At 71.5% G+C, this 16,168-nt stretch carries 16 protein-coding genes; 11 read left to right on the forward strand and 5 right to left on the reverse strand.

Features of this window, described 5'->3' with window-relative positions; all coding sequences use genetic code 11:
* Positions 1-109: 109 nt before the first annotated feature.
* Positions 110-523, reverse strand: a complete 414-nt coding sequence (locus tag ACFVYN_RS13715) for a TIGR03618 family F420-dependent PPOX class oxidoreductase (RefSeq protein ID WP_389997093.1) — start codon at positions 521-523, stop codon at positions 110-112.
* 127 nt (positions 524-650) lie between these two features.
* Between ACFVYN_RS13715 and clpB the strand changes: the two genes are divergently transcribed.
* On the forward strand, positions 651-3,263 hold the full coding sequence (gene clpB / locus ACFVYN_RS13720) for an ATP-dependent chaperone ClpB (RefSeq protein ID WP_389997096.1): 2,613 nt from the start codon (positions 651-653) through the stop codon (positions 3,261-3,263).
* A 74-nt stretch (positions 3,264-3,337) separates the two neighbouring features.
* On the opposite strand, the gene ACFVYN_RS13725 is transcribed toward clpB, so the two are convergent.
* Positions 3,338-3,838 (reverse strand): hypothetical protein, encoded by a 501-nt coding sequence (locus ACFVYN_RS13725; RefSeq protein WP_389997099.1) that lies wholly within the window; start codon positions 3,836-3,838, stop codon positions 3,338-3,340.
* A 140-nt stretch (positions 3,839-3,978) separates the two neighbouring features.
* On the opposite strand from ACFVYN_RS13725, the gene ACFVYN_RS13730 reads away from it, so the two are divergent.
* On the forward strand, positions 3,979-4,506 hold the full coding sequence (locus tag ACFVYN_RS13730) for a YbjN domain-containing protein (protein WP_020119256.1): 528 nt from the start codon (positions 3,979-3,981) through the stop codon (positions 4,504-4,506).
* A 437-nt stretch (positions 4,507-4,943) separates the two neighbouring features.
* Here ACFVYN_RS13730 and ACFVYN_RS13735 read toward each other — a convergent pair whose 3' ends face one another.
* The 3 genes from ACFVYN_RS13735 to ACFVYN_RS13745 form a co-directional block, all read right to left on the reverse strand.
* Positions 4,944-5,285 carry a hypothetical protein gene (locus ACFVYN_RS13735; RefSeq protein WP_389997313.1) on the reverse strand — a complete coding sequence of 114 codons (342 nt, stop codon included), beginning with the start codon at positions 5,283-5,285 and terminating at the stop codon, positions 4,944-4,946.
* Positions 5,286-5,320: 35 nt separating this feature from the next.
* Positions 5,321-5,578: an Arc family DNA-binding protein gene (locus tag ACFVYN_RS13740; RefSeq protein WP_389997102.1), complete on the reverse strand. Its 258-nt coding sequence runs from the start codon at positions 5,576-5,578 to the stop codon at positions 5,321-5,323.
* 612 nt (positions 5,579-6,190) lie between these two features.
* Positions 6,191-7,381 carry a pyridoxal phosphate-dependent aminotransferase gene (locus ACFVYN_RS13745; RefSeq protein WP_389997105.1) on the reverse strand — a complete coding sequence of 397 codons (1,191 nt, stop codon included), beginning with the start codon at positions 7,379-7,381 and terminating at the stop codon, positions 6,191-6,193.
* 130 nt (positions 7,382-7,511) lie between these two features.
* On the opposite strand from ACFVYN_RS13745, the gene ACFVYN_RS13750 reads away from it, so the two are divergent.
* From ACFVYN_RS13750 to ACFVYN_RS13790, 9 genes are all read left to right on the forward strand, one after another.
* The gene (locus tag ACFVYN_RS13750; protein ID WP_389997108.1) at positions 7,512-7,793 is read left to right on the forward strand and encodes a hypothetical protein; all 282 of its coding nucleotides are present in this window, start codon (positions 7,512-7,514) and stop codon (positions 7,791-7,793) included.
* 402 nt (positions 7,794-8,195) lie between these two features.
* The gene (locus ACFVYN_RS13755) at positions 8,196-8,720 is read left to right on the forward strand and encodes a DUF2617 family protein (RefSeq protein WP_389997111.1); all 525 of its coding nucleotides are present in this window, start codon (positions 8,196-8,198) and stop codon (positions 8,718-8,720) included.
* Between the two features lie 108 nt (positions 8,721-8,828).
* On the forward strand, positions 8,829-10,469 hold the full coding sequence (locus ACFVYN_RS13760) for a polyamine aminopropyltransferase (RefSeq protein ID WP_389997114.1): 1,641 nt from the start codon (positions 8,829-8,831) through the stop codon (positions 10,467-10,469).
* A gap of 83 nt (positions 10,470-10,552) precedes the next feature.
* Entirely contained in the window at positions 10,553-11,374 is an 822-nt protein-coding gene (locus ACFVYN_RS13765; RefSeq protein WP_389997117.1) for an SRPBCC domain-containing protein, read from the forward strand.
* Positions 11,375-11,387: 13 nt separating this feature from the next.
* Positions 11,388-12,179, forward strand: coding sequence for an aldose 1-epimerase (locus tag ACFVYN_RS13770; RefSeq protein WP_389997120.1), 792 nt, complete (start codon positions 11,388-11,390; stop codon positions 12,177-12,179).
* A 10-nt stretch (positions 12,180-12,189) separates the two neighbouring features.
* Positions 12,190-12,738: an orotate phosphoribosyltransferase gene (pyrE, locus tag ACFVYN_RS13775; protein ID WP_352387621.1), complete on the forward strand. Its 549-nt coding sequence runs from the start codon at positions 12,190-12,192 to the stop codon at positions 12,736-12,738.
* A 144-nt stretch (positions 12,739-12,882) separates the two neighbouring features.
* Positions 12,883-13,914, forward strand: a complete 1,032-nt coding sequence (gene fbaA, locus ACFVYN_RS13780; protein WP_389997123.1) for a class II fructose-bisphosphate aldolase — start codon at positions 12,883-12,885, stop codon at positions 13,912-13,914.
* 57 nt (positions 13,915-13,971) lie between these two features.
* A complete protein-coding gene (locus ACFVYN_RS13785; protein ID WP_389997126.1) occupies positions 13,972-15,477 on the forward strand; it encodes an MFS transporter in 1,506 nt (501 codons plus the stop codon).
* A 140-nt stretch (positions 15,478-15,617) separates the two neighbouring features.
* Entirely contained in the window at positions 15,618-16,031 is a 414-nt protein-coding gene (locus ACFVYN_RS13790) for a DUF3151 domain-containing protein (RefSeq protein WP_389997129.1), read from the forward strand.
* The last annotated feature ends 137 nt before the right edge of the window (positions 16,032-16,168 follow it).

Below are 16,168 nucleotides of genomic sequence, written 5' to 3' on the forward strand. Positions count from 1 at the left end.
ACCGTGACCTGAACACGGTGACGCCGCTGCAGTTTTGGGCGACATTTCGCGGTATGGGGTGATCGGTCCGTGGCTCGGAAGGCCGCTCGTGGGCCGCTCGGCAAGCCGTTCAGAAATTCCCCATCGCTCCGGTGAGCGAGATCTCGATGACCACCCGCAGCGGGTTCGGCGCCGGCGTCCGTTCGTAGCGCTCGGCGTACCGCCGCATCGCGTCCGCCACCCGGTCCGGCTCCGTGCGCACGCGCGCCCGCCCTTCCAGCGTCGCCCACCGCCGCCCCGCCACCTGGCACACCGCCACCGCCGCCCCGCCCTCGCCGGCCGCCAGCACGTGCCGTACCTTCGCGCTCGTCCGGCTCGCGATCACATGAGCCAGACGGGCCTCGGGGTCGTACGTCACCCCGACGGGCACCACGTGCGGGCTCCCGTCCGGGCGGGGTGTCGTCAGTGTGCACAGATGCCGTTCGCGCCAGAAGCTGAGGAACGACGGGTCCGGGGCACCCGGATCCTGGGCGTAGGAGGTCATGCCGGGACGCTAGCCCCTGATCCCTCCCACGGACTGCCTTGAGTGGAATAGACTCAACTTTATGTACGCTGAATGAGTCAGCGCAGGAGTCGGTACAGGAGCTGACACCGAGGAGGAGTACGGACCAGTGGATGCCGAGCTGACCAACCGGAGCCGGGACGCCATCAACGCGGCCAGCAACCGGGCCGTGACCGAGGGACACCCGGACCTCACCCCCGCCCACCTGCTCCTTGCTCTGCTCCAGGGGCAGGACAACGAGAACATCGTCGACCTGCTCGCTGCCGTCGACGCGGACCAGGCCGCCGTGCGGGCCGGGGCCGAGAAGGTGCTCGGTTCGCTGCCCAGCGTGGCGGGGTCCACCGTCGCGCCCCCGCAGCCCAACCGCGACCTGCTCTCCGTCATCGCCGACGCACAGGCCCGTGCCCAGGACCTCGGCGACGAGTACCTCTCCACCGAGCACCTGCTCATCGGCATCGCCGCCAAGGGCGGACCGGCCGCCGAGGTGCTGACGGGACAGGGCGCCACCCCGAAGAAGCTGCTCGAAGCGTTCCAGAAGGCCCGAGGAGGGCGCAGAGTGACCACCGCCGACCCCGAGGGCCAGTACAAGGCCCTGGAGAAGTTCGGAACCGACTTCACCGCCGCCGCACGGGACGGCAAGCTCGACCCCGTCATCGGCCGCGACCAGGAGATCCGCCGGGTCGTGCAGGTGCTCAGCCGCCGTACGAAGAACAACCCCGTCCTCATCGGCGAGCCCGGCGTCGGCAAGACCGCCGTCGTCGAGGGGCTCGCCCAGCGGATCGTCAAGGGGGACGTGCCCGAGTCGCTCAAGGACAAGCGGCTCGTCGCGCTCGACCTCGGGGCGATGGTCGCCGGTGCCAAGTACCGGGGCGAGTTCGAGGAGCGGCTCAAGACCGTCCTCGCGGAGATCAAGGACTCCGACGGGCAGATCATCACCTTCATCGACGAGCTGCACACCGTCGTGGGCGCGGGCGCCGGCGGCGACTCCTCCATGGACGCCGGCAACATGCTCAAGCCCATGCTCGCCCGGGGTGAGCTGCGCATGGTCGGCGCGACGACCCTCGACGAGTACCGGGAGCGGATCGAGAAGGACCCCGCCCTGGAGCGGCGCTTCCAGCAGGTGCTGGTCGCCGAGCCGACCGTCGAGGACACCATCGCCATCCTGCGCGGACTCAAGGGACGCTACGAGGCCCACCACAAGGTCCAGATCGCCGACAGCGCGCTGGTCGCGGCGGCCACCCTCTCCGACCGGTACATCACCTCCCGCTTCCTGCCCGACAAGGCCATCGACCTCGTCGACGAGGCGGCCTCCCGGCTGCGGATGGAGATCGACTCCTCGCCCGTCGAGATCGACGAACTCCAGCGCGGGGTGGACCGGTTGAAGATGGAGGAGCTCGCGCTGGTCAAGGAGACCGACCCGGCCTCCCGCGAGCGCCTGGAGCGGCTGCGCCGCGACCTCGCCGACAAGGAGGAGGAGCTGCGGGGCCTGACCGCCCGCTGGGAGAAGGAGAAGCAGTCCCTCAACCGGGTCGGTGAACTGAAGGAGAAGCTGGACGAGTTGCGCGGTCAGGCCGAACGCGCCCAGCGCGACGGCGACTTCGACACCGCCAGCAAGCTGCTCTACGGCGAGATCCCCACCCTGGAACGGGACCTGGAGGCCGCGTCCGAGGCCGAGGAGGAGGTCTCCAAGGACACCATGGTCAAGGAGGAAGTCGGCCCCGACGACATCGCCGACACCGTCGCCGCCTGGACCGGCATCCCGGCGGGCCGCCTCCTGGAGGGCGAGACGCAGAAGCTGCTGCGCATGGAGGAGGAGCTGGGCAAGCGGCTCATCGGCCAGAGCGAGGCCGTGCAGGCCGTCTCCGACGCCGTACGGCGCACCCGGGCCGGTATCTCCGACCCGGACCGGCCCACCGGGTCCTTCCTCTTCCTCGGCCCCACCGGCGTCGGAAAGACCGAACTCGCCAAGGCCCTCGCCGACTTCCTCTTCGACGACGAGCGGGCGATGGTCCGCATCGACATGTCGGAGTACGGCGAGAAGCACACGGTCTCCCGTCTGGTCGGCGCGCCCCCCGGTTACGTCGGCTACGAGGAGGGCGGTCAGCTGACCGAGGCGGTGCGCAGGCGGCCGTACAGCGTGGTGCTCCTCGACGAGGTGGAGAAGGCCCACCCGGAGGTCTTCGACATCCTGCTCCAGGTGCTGGACGACGGGCGCCTGACGGACGGTCAGGGCCGTACGGTCGACTTCCGCAACGCGATCCTGGTTCTGACGTCGAACCTGGGCAGCCAGTTCCTGGTCGACCCGATCACCTCCCAGGAGGAGAAGAAGGAGCAGGTCCTCGAGGTGGTCCGCGCCTCCTTCAAGCCGGAGTTCCTCAACCGGCTCGACGACCTGGTCGTCTTCTCCGCCCTGACCAAGGACGAGCTGCGCCGCATCGCGCGCCTGCAGATCGACAGCCTGGCCAGGCGGCTCGCCGAGCGCAGGCTCACCCTGGAGGTCACCGACGAGGCCCTGGACTGGCTCGCCGTCGAGGGCCTGGACCCGGCCTACGGCGCCCGCCCGCTGCGCCGCCTGGTCCAGACGGCCATCGGCGACCGCCTCGCCAAGGAGATCCTGTCCGGCGAGGTCAAGGACGGCGACACGGTCCGGGTGGACGCCTTCGGCGAGGGTCTGATCGTGGGACCGGCGACCGGCCGTCCGGAGACGGGCAAGACGCTCTGAGCGGCGTGGTGACGAGGGGGCGCTGCCCCCTCGTCACAGCGTGAACGCGATCTCTCACATCGTGGACGCGGCTGTCACAGCGTGAACGCGACGAACCGCACCTCGGACCACTTGTGCCCGTCGTGGACGATCTCGATCTGCACGGAGGCCCGCTCTCCGGCGACCGGGCCCGCGTTCAGGCACGCGTCGACCTGGGCGTCGCCGCACTGCGTGGTCCGCAGCCGCGGCCCCTCGGGGAAGGTGGCCGCCACCCAGGCGTCGACCTCGCCGCGCGGCATCCGGAAGCGCGCGTCGAAGCGGGGCTCGGGCCCGGCCTCGACCCCGCACCAGGTGTCGTACGCCCCCGCCGGCAGCTTCGCCCCGCCGAAGGCCAGCGCCTCGGAGCACGAGGTCTTCTTCACGTCCGCGGCGACCGAGTCGTCCGTGAACAGCCAGGCGATCCCCAGCGCGAGCAGGGCCGCCACCACCAGCGTCGGCACGGCCAGGATCGCCAGGAAGACGCCCCATCTGGTCCCGCCCGGCTCTGCCTGTTCCGGCACTGTCTCGATCTGCGTCTCGGTCTGCGTCGGTGTCATGGCTTCCCCGTTTCCTTGACCCCTGTTTACCGTGGCTGACCGGATCATGTCAGCCCTGGGAGGACAGGTTCCGTCTGGGCTTGCCACCCCCCTCCCCGGATGGGGGAGGATGGCGGGATCCGTACGAAGGGAAATTCACGGTGACCATCGATCCGTCCTCGATTCCGAACTTCGGGGGCCAGCCCGAGCCGCAGCCCCAAGGACCGGCGGGCCCCGTCGTCCCGGATCAGGATCTCGTGAAGCAGCTCCTCGACCAGATGGAGCTGAAGTATGTCGTCGACGACGAGGGTGACCTCGCGGCGCCGTGGGAGCAGTTCCGTACGTATTTCATGTTCCGTGGCGAGGGTGACCAGCAGGTCTTCTCGGTGCGGACGTTCTACGACCGGCCCCACCAGATCGACGAGAAGCCCACGCTGCTGGAGTCCATCGACGACTGGAACCGGCGCACCCTGTGGCCCAAGGTCTACAGCCACACCCATGACGACGGCACCGTCCGTCTGATCGGTGAGGCGCAGATGCTCATCGGCACCGGCGTCAGCCTGGAGCACTTCGTCTCCTCGACCGTCAGCTGGGTGCGCGCCGCCATCGAGTTCGACAAGTGGCTCGTGGAGCAGCTCGGCCTCGAGGAGGAAGTCAACGACGCCGAGAAGCCCGAGGACGACGAGTAGACGTTCTCCGGCTACCGGGGTGTATCGGTTGACATGACCTGATACGCCCCGCAGGCAACGAGAGCCCGGCCAGGGCACCGGCCACCACGGCCGCGTGCCGGGGCCGGGCTCTGGCCGTTCGCGGCGCGGTACACAGGCGAGCCGACCGGGCGGTGCGAGTGCGGCGGTCGTCCACAGCCTGTGGGTAACTTTTCGACTGTGATCGCCACCCACAGCGCGGTCCACGTCACCAGCAGGCCCGCCGCGCTCCCGACTCACCGGGCTCTTGTCCGCGAGGGTCCGGCGGGCCGCTGACCTCCCCAAAGAACCAGGGGAAACAACCTGCCCACCATCGATCCGAGGTTCGGCCACGGTCTCCCCGTGGTGGCCGCCCACCCCGTCACGGTCCGGGCTGTCACGGACCTGTGGGAGGCCGGGGAGAGTCTTGCCGCCTGAGTTCAGGGACTGAGGTCCAGGGTGCGCACCGGCTGCCCCTTCCACGTGTGCGGCGTGGTGGTCGCGATCACTGCTCCGTCCGGTCGGTCGGGACTGGGCTGGGCAGCGTAGAGCGTGTGGGCGTCGGCCCATGTGGTCGCGCGGGCTACCGACAGGGCGGCGGGCAGGTCAAGGTCGACGATCGCGATGCCGGGCAGGGCGGCAACGTGTTCTGCGGTGCCCGGCCGGGCACGGTCGGCCTCGACGAGGGCACACACGGTGGCGTACAGGAACCAGCCCGCCTCGGCGTGAGCGCGATGGATCAGCCGGGAGGCCAGGGCGTTGCCTCGCCCAGCAGCCACCATCGCGCTCTCGTCGAGGAACACATGCACGTCACGGGTCACGCGGCACCCGCTTCGGTCATACGGCGGTCCAGTTCGGCGTCCAACTCGGCCTGCTCGCGGTCGTTGGGGTCGTAGCCGTTCCACTTGCGCAGCACTGCCCGTGCCTTCTCCGCCCGCTCGGCCCGCTCCGCCGGGGTGAGCAGGGTCTCGGCGAGCCGGGCCAGGTAGGAACGCAGGGACAGCCCCTCCTCAGCAGCTATCTCGGCAAGCCGGTCGCGAGCATCGGCGGGGATACGAACGTTGGCATCGGGCATGATGCGAACTCCTTGCTCACCGGGACGGGTACGGGTACGTACCCGTGGTGTCACTTTAGCTTGCCTGGTGTACCACCGTCCGCTACTTCACTGCGGGCGCCCACAAGGCAGCCGCGATCTCCATCTGCTTGAGGACCAGGTCGACCGCCTCGCGCTCCTCCTCCGGCGGGTAGTCGAACATCGCCAGCAGGCGGCGGGTGCGGTTCGAAGCTTGGCCCGGACGGGTTCACGGGAGAGCCAGTCGGGGTCCCTGAGATCCTGGTCCGAGTACACCGAGTGTCTCGACCAGCTGCCACGGGGCGAAGCTTTCTCGCAGGCAGATGATGCCGAACAGGGCGAGTTCCGAACGGAGTTCCGTCGGAGCGCGTTGCCAAAGCATGCCGCGATCAACCACTCAAAGGCGGCGGGGAAATCCGGGTGCCGGCGATGCCACGTGGACACGACGGGGCGCTTCACACCTCCTGACACACGCGCCCACACCCCACTCAACGCCCCTCACAGCTGACAGCCCATCCGGGGTTCCCGTGGTGACCCGAAGAAAGGCGACCGGGGCAGCGTCACCCGTTGAGCGGCTGGAACGTCGTCCGTCCACGGTGCTCGTCCGGCGCGCTCTCAGGCGGCGAGCCTCTTGAGGCGGGCCACAGCCTCGTCCAGAACATCGGTGCGCTTGCAGAACGCGAACCGCACGAACGGCGCTCCCTCCTCCCGGTGGTCGTAGAACACCGCGTTCGGGATGGCGACGACGCCCGCGCGTTCGGGCAGGGCCCGGCAGAAGGCGAAGCCGTCGCTCTCGCCGAGGGGGCGGATGTCGGTGGTGACGAAGTAGGTGCCGGCCGGCTTGAAGACCTTGAAGCCCGCGTCCGCGAGGCCCGCCGCCAGCAGGTCACGCTTGGCCAGCATGTCCTCGCGGAAGGCGGTGAAGTAGCTGTCGGGGAGGGCGAGGGCCTCGGCGACCGCGTACTGGAAGGGGCCGGAGGACACGTACGTCAGGAACTGCTTCGCCGAGCGGACCGCCGAGACCAGGCCGGGCGTCGACGTGATCCAGCCGACCTTCCAGCCGGTGAAGGAGAAGGTCTTGCCGGCGGAGCCGATGGAGACCGTGCGCTCCCGCATCCCCGGGAAGGTCGCGAGGGGCAGGTGCTCGGCGTCGTCGAAGACCAGGTGCTCGTACACCTCGTCCGTGACCACCAGCAGGTCCCGCTCCACGGCCAGCTCGGCGATCGCCGTCAGCTCCTCGCGGGTGAGGACCGTGCCGGTGGGGTTGTGCGGGGTGTTGATGAGGAGCAGGCGGGTGCGGTCGGTGACGGCGGCGCGCAGCTCGTCGAGGTCGAGGCGGAAGCTGCCCTCGTGCGGCCGCAGGGTGACCGGGACCCTGGTCCCGCCCGCCATCGCGATACAGGCCGCGTAGGAGTCGTAGTACGGCTCGAACGCGACGACCTCGTCACCCGGCTCCACCAGCGCGAGCAGCGCGGCGGCGATGGCCTCCGTGGCACCCGCCGTGACCAGCACCTCGGTGTCGGGGTCGTAGGCCAGGCCGTAGCAGCGCTCCTGGTGCGCCGCGACCGCCGAGCGCAGTTCCGGGACGCCCGGGCCCGGCGGGTACTGGTTGCCGCGTCCGTCGCGCAGCGCCCGCACCGCCGCCTCCCTGACCTCCTCGGGGCCGTCCGTGTCGGGGAAGCCCTGCCCCAGGTTGATCGAGCCGGTCCGCAGAGCCAGGGCGGACATCTCGGCGAAGATCGTCGTCCCGAACTCGGCGAGGCGGCGGTTGAGCAGGGGGCGCGCGCTGGAGGTCATGCGGGTCATCCTGCGCCCAAGCTCTGGAGTTCCTCAACTCTGCTTTGACCCGTGAGACGGAAGGGCATCTCCAGCTCACGCAACCGGCGAGGCGCCCACGGGGGGTCGCTTCGAGGGGGTAACGGAAGGAGGGTGAGCCATGGTCTTCGGCATCATCCTGGTGGTGTTCCTGGTCCTGTTCCTCATCGGCGCGGTGGCCACGGTGTTCCGGAACGGCTCGACGCGTCGGCGTATGCGGGCCCACAGCAGCGGCGGGGCCGGCACGGCCGGCGGCAGCTGGTGGGCCGGGGGCGACGGCGGCGGATCGGACTCCGGTGGCGGCGGCCACCACGGCGGGCACTCCTGTGGCGGTGGGTCCTCCTGTGGTGGCGGGTCGTCCTGCGGGGGCGGCGGTGGCGGATGCGGGGGCGGGGGCAGCTGACACGGGGCAGCTGAGCTCCGGCCGGGGGAACCGCATCCGAAACCGGGGGAACGGGGGAACGCGGGGGCGTGGGTCCTGACCTGGGGTCGGGCCGCACGCCCCCGCTTGTCGTTTTGTCACTCCGGTGCTCCGGCGCACGCTCCGGCCGCCGTGGCGTGCGCCGTGGTTGAACAGTTGAGCTGGGGAGCCCACGCAGGGATGGAAACCCCCCGAAGTTGGGTAAAAACCCTGTGACGGCACCGCCGTTCATGATTCCCTCTAAACCACCAACGCAGCCCTCGGACGTCCTGCGGACACCTCCTGACCTCCCGACTGGGCTGACCGGGCCGATCCCCCCCACAGTCGCCCGGGTGCGCCGGTACCCCACACCACCCTTTCTTTGCGTGCTAGCGGAGCCGATCCATGCTCACGACCCTGAACACCTCGTACACCGACACGCGCGCGGCCGACCTCGCCTGGGCTCTGGGGCGTGAGCCGCTGCCCGCCCTCGCCGAGCTCGACCTCGAGATCGGCGGGACGAAGCTGCAGTTGAGACTCCTCGGCGCCTCCCACCAAGTGCTTCTGGAGGAGGACCGGGGCACCTGCTCGGAGACGGTGGCGTGCATCGCCGGCAGCAGTACGCCGCTGCCGCTGGGCGTGACCAAGCGGGTGGGGAACTGGGAGTACGAGTTCGCCGCGCGCGTCGAGGCCCTGTCGCCGGGCGAGTTCGCCGGCCGGGCACAGGAGTTGCTCGCGCTGGTGTCCGACCATCCGCACGGCCTTGCCGGGGTCTTTCCCGGCAGCCCGCACGCGTTCACCGCGCTACTGGCCCAGCGGTACGAGGGGCAGGTGCACTGGCGGACCTGGCACGCGTACCCGCAGGACGGGCAGTTGGTGGCCACGCGGACGCGTGTCGGGGTCAGGGTTTCGGTGGCGACGTCGGGTTGAGCGACGGGGCGTCGGGTTGAGCGACGCAAACCCCTGTTTCCCGGTTCACTCCCGGTTCCACACGTGTGGGTGACGAAGCGTGCCGGAGCCGTGACGTAACGTCGCACCGTGATCGAGCCGCACGCCCCCGCCCCGCCCGGCGCTCCGCCCTCCTGGGCCGGGCCCGCGCGGCTGCCGGTCCGGCAGGGCACCGGGCGGTTCCTCGTGCTCGCGTGCGTCTTCGTCTGCGCGGCCTGCGGACTGGTGTACGAGCTCGAACTGGTCGCTCTCGCCTCGTACTTGACCGGCGACCCGGTCACCCAGGCCTCCGTGGTGCTGTCCGTCATGGTCTTCGCGATGGGGATCGGCTCGCTGCTCGCCAAGCGGCTGCGCCGGCACGCGGCGGCCGCCTTCGGCGCGCTGGAAGCGCTGCTCGCACTCGTCGGCGGGTGCAGCGCGATGGCCCTGTACGCCGTGTTCGCGTGGACCGGCGACTGGGGCGGGTTGTGGGTGTGCGGCCCGCGCTGGCTCCTGGTCGCCTTCTCCCTGGCCATCGGTCTGCTCATCGGCGCCGAAGTCCCCCTGCTGATGGAGCTGATCCAGCGCATCCGCCGCCAGGACGCGGGCGGCGCGGTGGCCGACCTGTTCGCCGCGGACTACGTCGGCGCCCTGGTCGGCGGCCTGGCCTTCCCGTTCCTGCTGCTGCCCCTGCTGGGCCAGTTGACCGGCGCCATGCTCACCGGCGCGGTCAACGCGGTCGCGGGCGGCGCCCTGGTCCTCGGCCTGTTCCGCCGCGACCTGACCCGCCGGGCCCGCTGGCTGCTGCTGGTCGCCAACCTCGCCGTGCTCGGCGTCCTCGCCACCGCCACCCTCCTCGTCGACGACTTCGAGCGGGCCGCGCAGGAGGCGGTCTACGGCAAGGACGTGCGCGTCGCCGTGCAGACCGGCGTCCGGGAGATCGCCCTCACCGGCGGCACCGACGGCCGCCCCCTCGACCTCTACGTCGACGGCCGTCTGAGGGTCAGCGGCCGCGACGAGGACCGCTACCACGAGGCCCTCGTCCACCCCGCGATGGACGGCCCCCACGCGCGCGTGCTCGTCCTCGGCGGCGGCGACGGGCTCGCCGCCCGTGAGGTGCTCAGGTACTCCGGGGTGCGGCGGGTCGACATCGTGGCACTGGATCCCGCGGTGGTCGACCTGGCCCGCCACGACCCGGCGCTCTCCCGGCTCAACGGCCACGTCTACGACGACGCGCGCCTCCACGTCAGCACGGCGGACGCCTTCCGCCGGCTGCGCACGCCGGCGCCCGTGCCGTCGTACGACGTGGTGATCGCCGACCTGCCCGATCCCCGCGTCACCGCGAGCGCCAAGCTGTACTCGGAGGAGTTCTACGGCCTCGTCCGCCGCGTCCTGGCCCCCGGCGGCCGTCTCGTCGTGCACGCGGGACCGGTCGCCTCCCGTCCCCGTGTCTTCTGGACGGTGGAGGCGACCCTGCGCGCGGCGGGCCTGCGCACCACGCCGTACCGCGTCGGCGGCCGCGACTCCGGCTTCGCCGCGGGACCCGACCGCACGGCCGGGGCGTCCCGTGCCCCCCGCGACTGGGGCTTCGTGCTGGCGTCGCGGGGACCGCGCCCGGCCCTGGCCCTGGACCCCCGCGGGCCCCGGCCGGCGACCCTGACGGATCAGTCCCTGCGCGCGGCGCTGCGGGCGGCTCAGGCCACCCGGGTCCGGGGCCTCGGGGCCTCCACATTGGTGCATCCGCGCTACTGATCCACGCCGCGGGACGGAACAGCGCCGTCACTTTCCACCAACCGGGGGTGCAGGACCGGCGCCCCTGGGTAGGCTCGGCAACCATGGAGCATGAGGTGTTCGTTCCGGTTCCGGTCGAGCGGCTGAGGCAGACCCTGGGGGACCCCGTCAGGGTGGCCCGGGCGGTCCCCGGGCTCCAGCAGGACGCCGGCGCGGACCCCGTCGCCGGGCGGCTGAAGGTGCGGGTCGGCAGCCACTCCGTCACCTACCGGGGCACGGCACACGTCGCCGCCCGGGACGACGGTTCCTACGCCGTCGAGGGCGAGGCAGGCGAGACCCGCGGCACCGGCTCCGTCAAGCTCGCCCTCACCGTGCGCCTGCGCGACACGGACGGCGGCACGACCCTGACCTTCGACGGCACGGCCACGGCGGACGGCCGCGTCACGGAACTTCCCCAGGATGCGGTGAGCTCCGCGGTCGTACGCCTGCTGAACCGTTTCGCGGAGGCGCTGGGCGAGACGACGGAGGAGCCGGAGCGGACGGAGACGGCTGAAGCCGCGGCCACTTCAGGGGCGGCGGAGACCTCCGAGACACCAGAGGCCCCCGAGACCACCGAGGCCGTGGACACCTCGGAGGCCCTGGATACACCGGAGGCCGGCGAGACGCCCGAAGAGCCCCCCGCCCCCCTCGTCGAGGACTTCACGGAGCCCGTCCACCCCCCGGCCGAGGCCGCCCACGCCCGGCGCACGATGATCGGCCGCAGCGCGGAAGAGGTCGACCACGCGCCCCCGCGGGGCCGTTACGCCCCCGTCCCCGCTCCCCAGACGGTCGCCTCCGGCCTGCCCCTGCGCTGGGCGGCACCGGCGGCGGCGGTGGCCCTGGCATCGGCGATCGTGGTGGGAAGGGCCCTGAGAAAGCGCCGTTGAGTAGGGTCGTCCCGTGAGCCAAGAAGACATCACGCTGACCGCGGGCGACGCGGAAGCGACCTTGCAGCCGGGAAACGGCGGACGGGTCGGGGGACTTCGAGTCGGAGGCGTCCAACTGCTGCGCCAGGGGGAGCGGTTCGGCTGCTTCCCGATGGTCCCCTGGTGCGGCCGTACCCGGGACGGACGGTTCCGTGACGGGGCCGACGTCCACCAGCTGCCGCTCAACTCCCCGCCGCACGCCATTCACGGCACGGCCCGCGACGGTGCCTGGACCGTCGCCCGCAGCAGCGCCGACGAGGCGGTCCTCACGTACGACCTCGTCGAGCCCTGGCCCTACTCGGGCCGCGTCACCCAGATCGCGGCGCTCACCCCGGACGCCCTGACCCTCACCATGTCCGTCGAGACGTACGACTCCTCCTTCCCGGCCCAGATCGGCTGGCACCCCTGGTTCAACCGCACCCTCGACGGCGGCGAGCCCGTCCGGCTCGACTTCACCGCCGCCTGGCAGGAGGAGCGCGGCGACGACCACCTGCCGACCGGCAACCGCGTCGAGCCGAAGCCGGGCCCCTGGGACGACTGCTTCGGCATGCCCGGCGGCGTCGACGTCACCCTCACCTGGCCCGGGCAGCTGGAGCTGAAGGTCGCCAGCCGCGAGGAATGGGTCGTGGTCTACGACGAGCAGGAGGCCGCCGTCTGCGTGGAGCCGCAGACCGGGCCGCCCAACGGCCTGAACACCCTGCCGCGCCTGGTCACGCCCCTGGAGCCGCTGGAGGCCTCGACGACCTGGAGCTGGCACCGCCTCTAAGCTGACAGTCATGACTGACGCACGCGCCGCCCTGAAGCAGCACATTCTCGACAAGGCCGTGGTGCACGGCAAGGTGACCCTGTCCTCGGGTCTGGAGGCCGACTACTACGTCGACCTGCGCCGCGTCACCCTCGACGGCGAGGCGGCCCCGCTCGTCGGGCAGGTGCTCCTGGACCTGACCGCGGACCTGGAGTTCGACGCGGTCGGCGGCCTGACCATGGGCGCCGACCCGGTCGCCGGCGCCATGCTGCACGCGGCCGCCGCGCGCGGGAAGCGCCTGGACGCCTTCGTCGTCCGCAAGGCCGCCAAGGCGCACGGCATGCAGCGGCGCGTGGAGGGCCCCGACATCGCGGGCCGCCGGGTCGTGGTCGTCGAGGACACCTCCACCACCGGCGGCTCCCCGCTCGAAGCGGTCGCGGCGGTGCGCGAGGCGGGCGCCGAGGTCGTCGCCGTCGCGACGATCGTGGACCGGGCGACGGGCGCCGCGGAGAAGATCGAGCAGGGCGCGGGAGTGCCGTACCTCTTCGCGTACTCGAAGGACGAGCTGGGACTGGCCTGACCAGGGGCTGGACTGACCAGGGGATGGACCATCCGGCCAAGTCTGGAAGGATGGGGCCGACGATGACGTCGAACCCCCACACAAGGTCTAGGTCAGGGCCGTAAGCACGCAGTACGCCAACCCGCAGATACAAGGAGCGGACACATGCCGATCGCAACTCCCGAGGTCTACAACGAGATGCTCGACCGGGCGAAGGCAGGCAGGTTCGCCTACCCGGCCATCAACGTGACCTCGACCCAGACCCTGCACGCTGCGCTGCGCGGCTTCGCGGAGGCCGAGAGCGACGGCATCATCCAGATCTCGACCGGCGGTGCCGAGTTCCTGGGCGGCCAGTACAGCAAGGAGATGGTCACGGGTTCCGTGGCCCTCGCCGAGTTCGCGCACATCGTCGCCGAGAAGTACCCGGTCACCGTCGCCCTGCACACCGACCACTGCCCCAAGGACAAGCTCGACGGGTACGTACGCCCGCTGATCGCCGTGTCCGAGGAGCGCGTGAAGGCCGGCGGCAACCCGCTGTTCCAGTCGCACATGTGGGACGGCTCGGCGGAGACCCTCGCCGACAACCTCTCCATCGCCCAGGAGCTCCTGGAGCGCGCCCGCGCCGCGAAGATCATCCTCGAGGTCGAGATCACCCCGACCGGCGGCGAGGAGGACGGCGTCACGCACGAGATCAACGACTCCCTCTACACGACCGTCGACGACGCGATCCGTACGGCCGAGGCGCTCGGCCTGGGCGAGAAGGGCCGCTACCTGCTGGCCGCCTCCTTCGGCAACGTCCACGGCGTGTACAAGCCGGGCAACGTCGTGCTCCGCCCCGACCTGCTGAAGGAGCTGAACGACGGCGTGGCCGCCAAGTTCGGCAAGCCGGCCGGGTCCCAGCCCTTCGACTTCGTCTTCCACGGCGGCTCCGGCTCCACCGCCGAGGAGATCGCCACCGCGCTGGAGAACGGCGTCGTGAAGATGAACCTCGACACCGACACCCAGTACGCCTTCACCCGCCCCGTCGCGGACCACATGTTCCGCAACTACGACGGTGTCCTGAAGGTCGACGGCGAGGTCGGCTCCAAGAAGACCTACGACCCGCGCACCTGGGGCAAGCTCGCGGAGGCCTCCATGGCCGCCCGCGTCGTCGAGGCCACGCAGAACCTGCGCTCGGCGGGCACGAAGATCAAGTAGTACACCGTTTCCAGCGAGCCCGGTGCTACGGCGCCGGGCTCGCTGTATACCTGGGGCATGTCCGACGTCCGGCTGGCCACGCCGCAAGGCAAGTGGATCCTGCTCACCACTGTCCTCGGCTCCAGCATGGTGCTGCTGGACTCGACCGTCGTCAACGTCGCCCTGCCGCGCATCGGCCGTGACCTGGACGCCGACCTCGCCGCCCTGCAGTGGACGGTCAACGCGTACATGCTGACGCTGGCCGGGCTGATCCTGCTCGGCGGCTCCCTCGGGGACCGGTACGGCCGCCGCAGGGTATTCGTGGTGGGTGTCGTGTGGTTCGCGGCCGCCTCCCTGCTGTGCGGCCTCGCCCCGAACGCCGGTGTCCTCGTCGCCGCCCGGGCCCTGCAGGGGGTGGGGGGCGCCCTGCTCACCCCCGGGTCCCTGGCCCTGATCCAGGCCTCCTTCCACCCCGACGACCGGGGCCGCGCCGTGGGCCTGTGGTCCGGGTTCGGCGGTGTCGGGGCGGCCGTCGGCCCCTTCGTGGGCGGCTGGCTGGTGGACGGGCCGGGCTGGCGCTGGGTGTTCCTGCTCAACGTCCCGCTGGCGCTGGTGTGCGCGCCGATCGCCGTACGGCATGTTCCCGAGTCGGATGGGGGCACCTCCCGCTCGAGCGGAGCCGAGAGTGGGGGAGGTCGGTCCGACCACGGGCGCTTCGACGTACTCGGCGCGGTCCTGGGCGCGCTGGCGCTCGCGCTGGTGACGTACGCGCTGATCGAGGCGCGCTCCGGCTCCCCGCTGGTCGCCGTCTCGGCGGTCGCGGGCGTGGCCGCCGGGGTGGCCTTCGTCGCCGTGGAGAAGCGGCGGCCCGATCCGATGATGCCGCTCGGGATCTTCGCGTCCCGGCAGTTCACCGCGGTCAACCTGGTGACCCTGTGCGTGTACGGGGCCTTCGGCGGGTTCTTCTTCCTGGGCGCCGTTCAGCTCCAGGTGGTGGTCGGTTACTCGGCCCTCCAGGCCGGTACGGCCCTACTGCCGACGACCGCCCTGATGCTGCTGTTCTCCGCCCGCTCGGGCGCCCTCGCCGCCCGTATCGGGCCGCGCATCCCGCTCACCGTGGGGCCGCTGCTGTGCGCGGCGGGGATGCTGCTGATGCTGCGGGTCGGGCCGGGGGCGTCGTACCTCCTGGACGTGGTCCCGGCCCTCCTGGTCCTCGGCGCCGGCATGGTCACGCTGGTCGCCCCGCTGACGGCGACCGTGCTGGCCTCGGTGGACACCGCGCGGGCCGGCCTCGCCAGCGGGATCAACAACGCGGCCGCCCGGGCGGCGGGCCTGATCGCGGTGGCCGCGCTGCCGCTGGTCACGGGGATGGGGGAGGAGGCCTACCGGTCGCCTACGGCTTTCGACAGTGCGTTCGGGCGGGCGATGACGGTGTGTGCGGGGGTGCTGGTGGTGGGGTCTGTCGTGGCCTTCGCGTCCGTACGCTCGCTGCCGCCGGGGTGCCGGAGGCCGGAGTGCCGTACGCATGGGGCGGTCATGGCGCCGCCGCTGGAGGGGGAGCGGGCTCGGGGGCGGCTGGCGTAGTGCGGGTGCGCGTGCGGGTGCGCGTGCGGTTGCGTGCGTTGTGGCTGGTCGCGTAGTTCGGGGGCGGCTCCGCCGCGTGGGCGCGACCGGACCCCACGGACCCGTGTCGGCAAGCCGTCCCGGCGAGGGACACTGGACCCATGTCCATTCACGAGAACCTTCTCGGGGGCCCGCCCCCGACCCACCTCCCCGACGACCCGGAGCCCCGTGAGCTCCTGGCGAACGGCACCGCCCCCGCGGACGTCGCCGCGAAGTACCCGACCTCCTCGCTGGCCTGGGCGCAGCTCGCCGACGAGGCGTTCGAGCGGGGCAGCGTCGTGGAGTCGTACGCCTATGCCCGTACGGGCTACCACCGCGGCCTGGACTCCCTGCGCCGCAGCGGCTGGAAGGGCCACGGGCCGGTCCCGTGGGAGCACGAGCCGAACCGCGGCTTCCTGCGCGCCCTGCACGGCCTCGCCCGTGCCGCGGGCGCCATCGGCGAGCAGGACGAGTACGAGCGCTGCACGCAGTTCCTGAAGGACTCCTCGCTCACGGCGGCCGAGACGCTGGGCTGATGACGCCGGGCTGGTGAGGCTGGGCTGATGACGCCGGGCTGATCCGTCACCGTTTTCCGGGCCCGCCTGTGTGACCAGGCGGGCCTTGCCATTTCCGGGGAGCATGGAAGAGGATGCCCGGCGGGGACCGGGGCCCC

Source organism: Streptomyces sp. NPDC058307, assembly GCF_042880295.1.
Classification (GTDB): Bacteria; Actinomycetota; Actinomycetes; order Streptomycetales; family Streptomycetaceae; genus Streptomyces.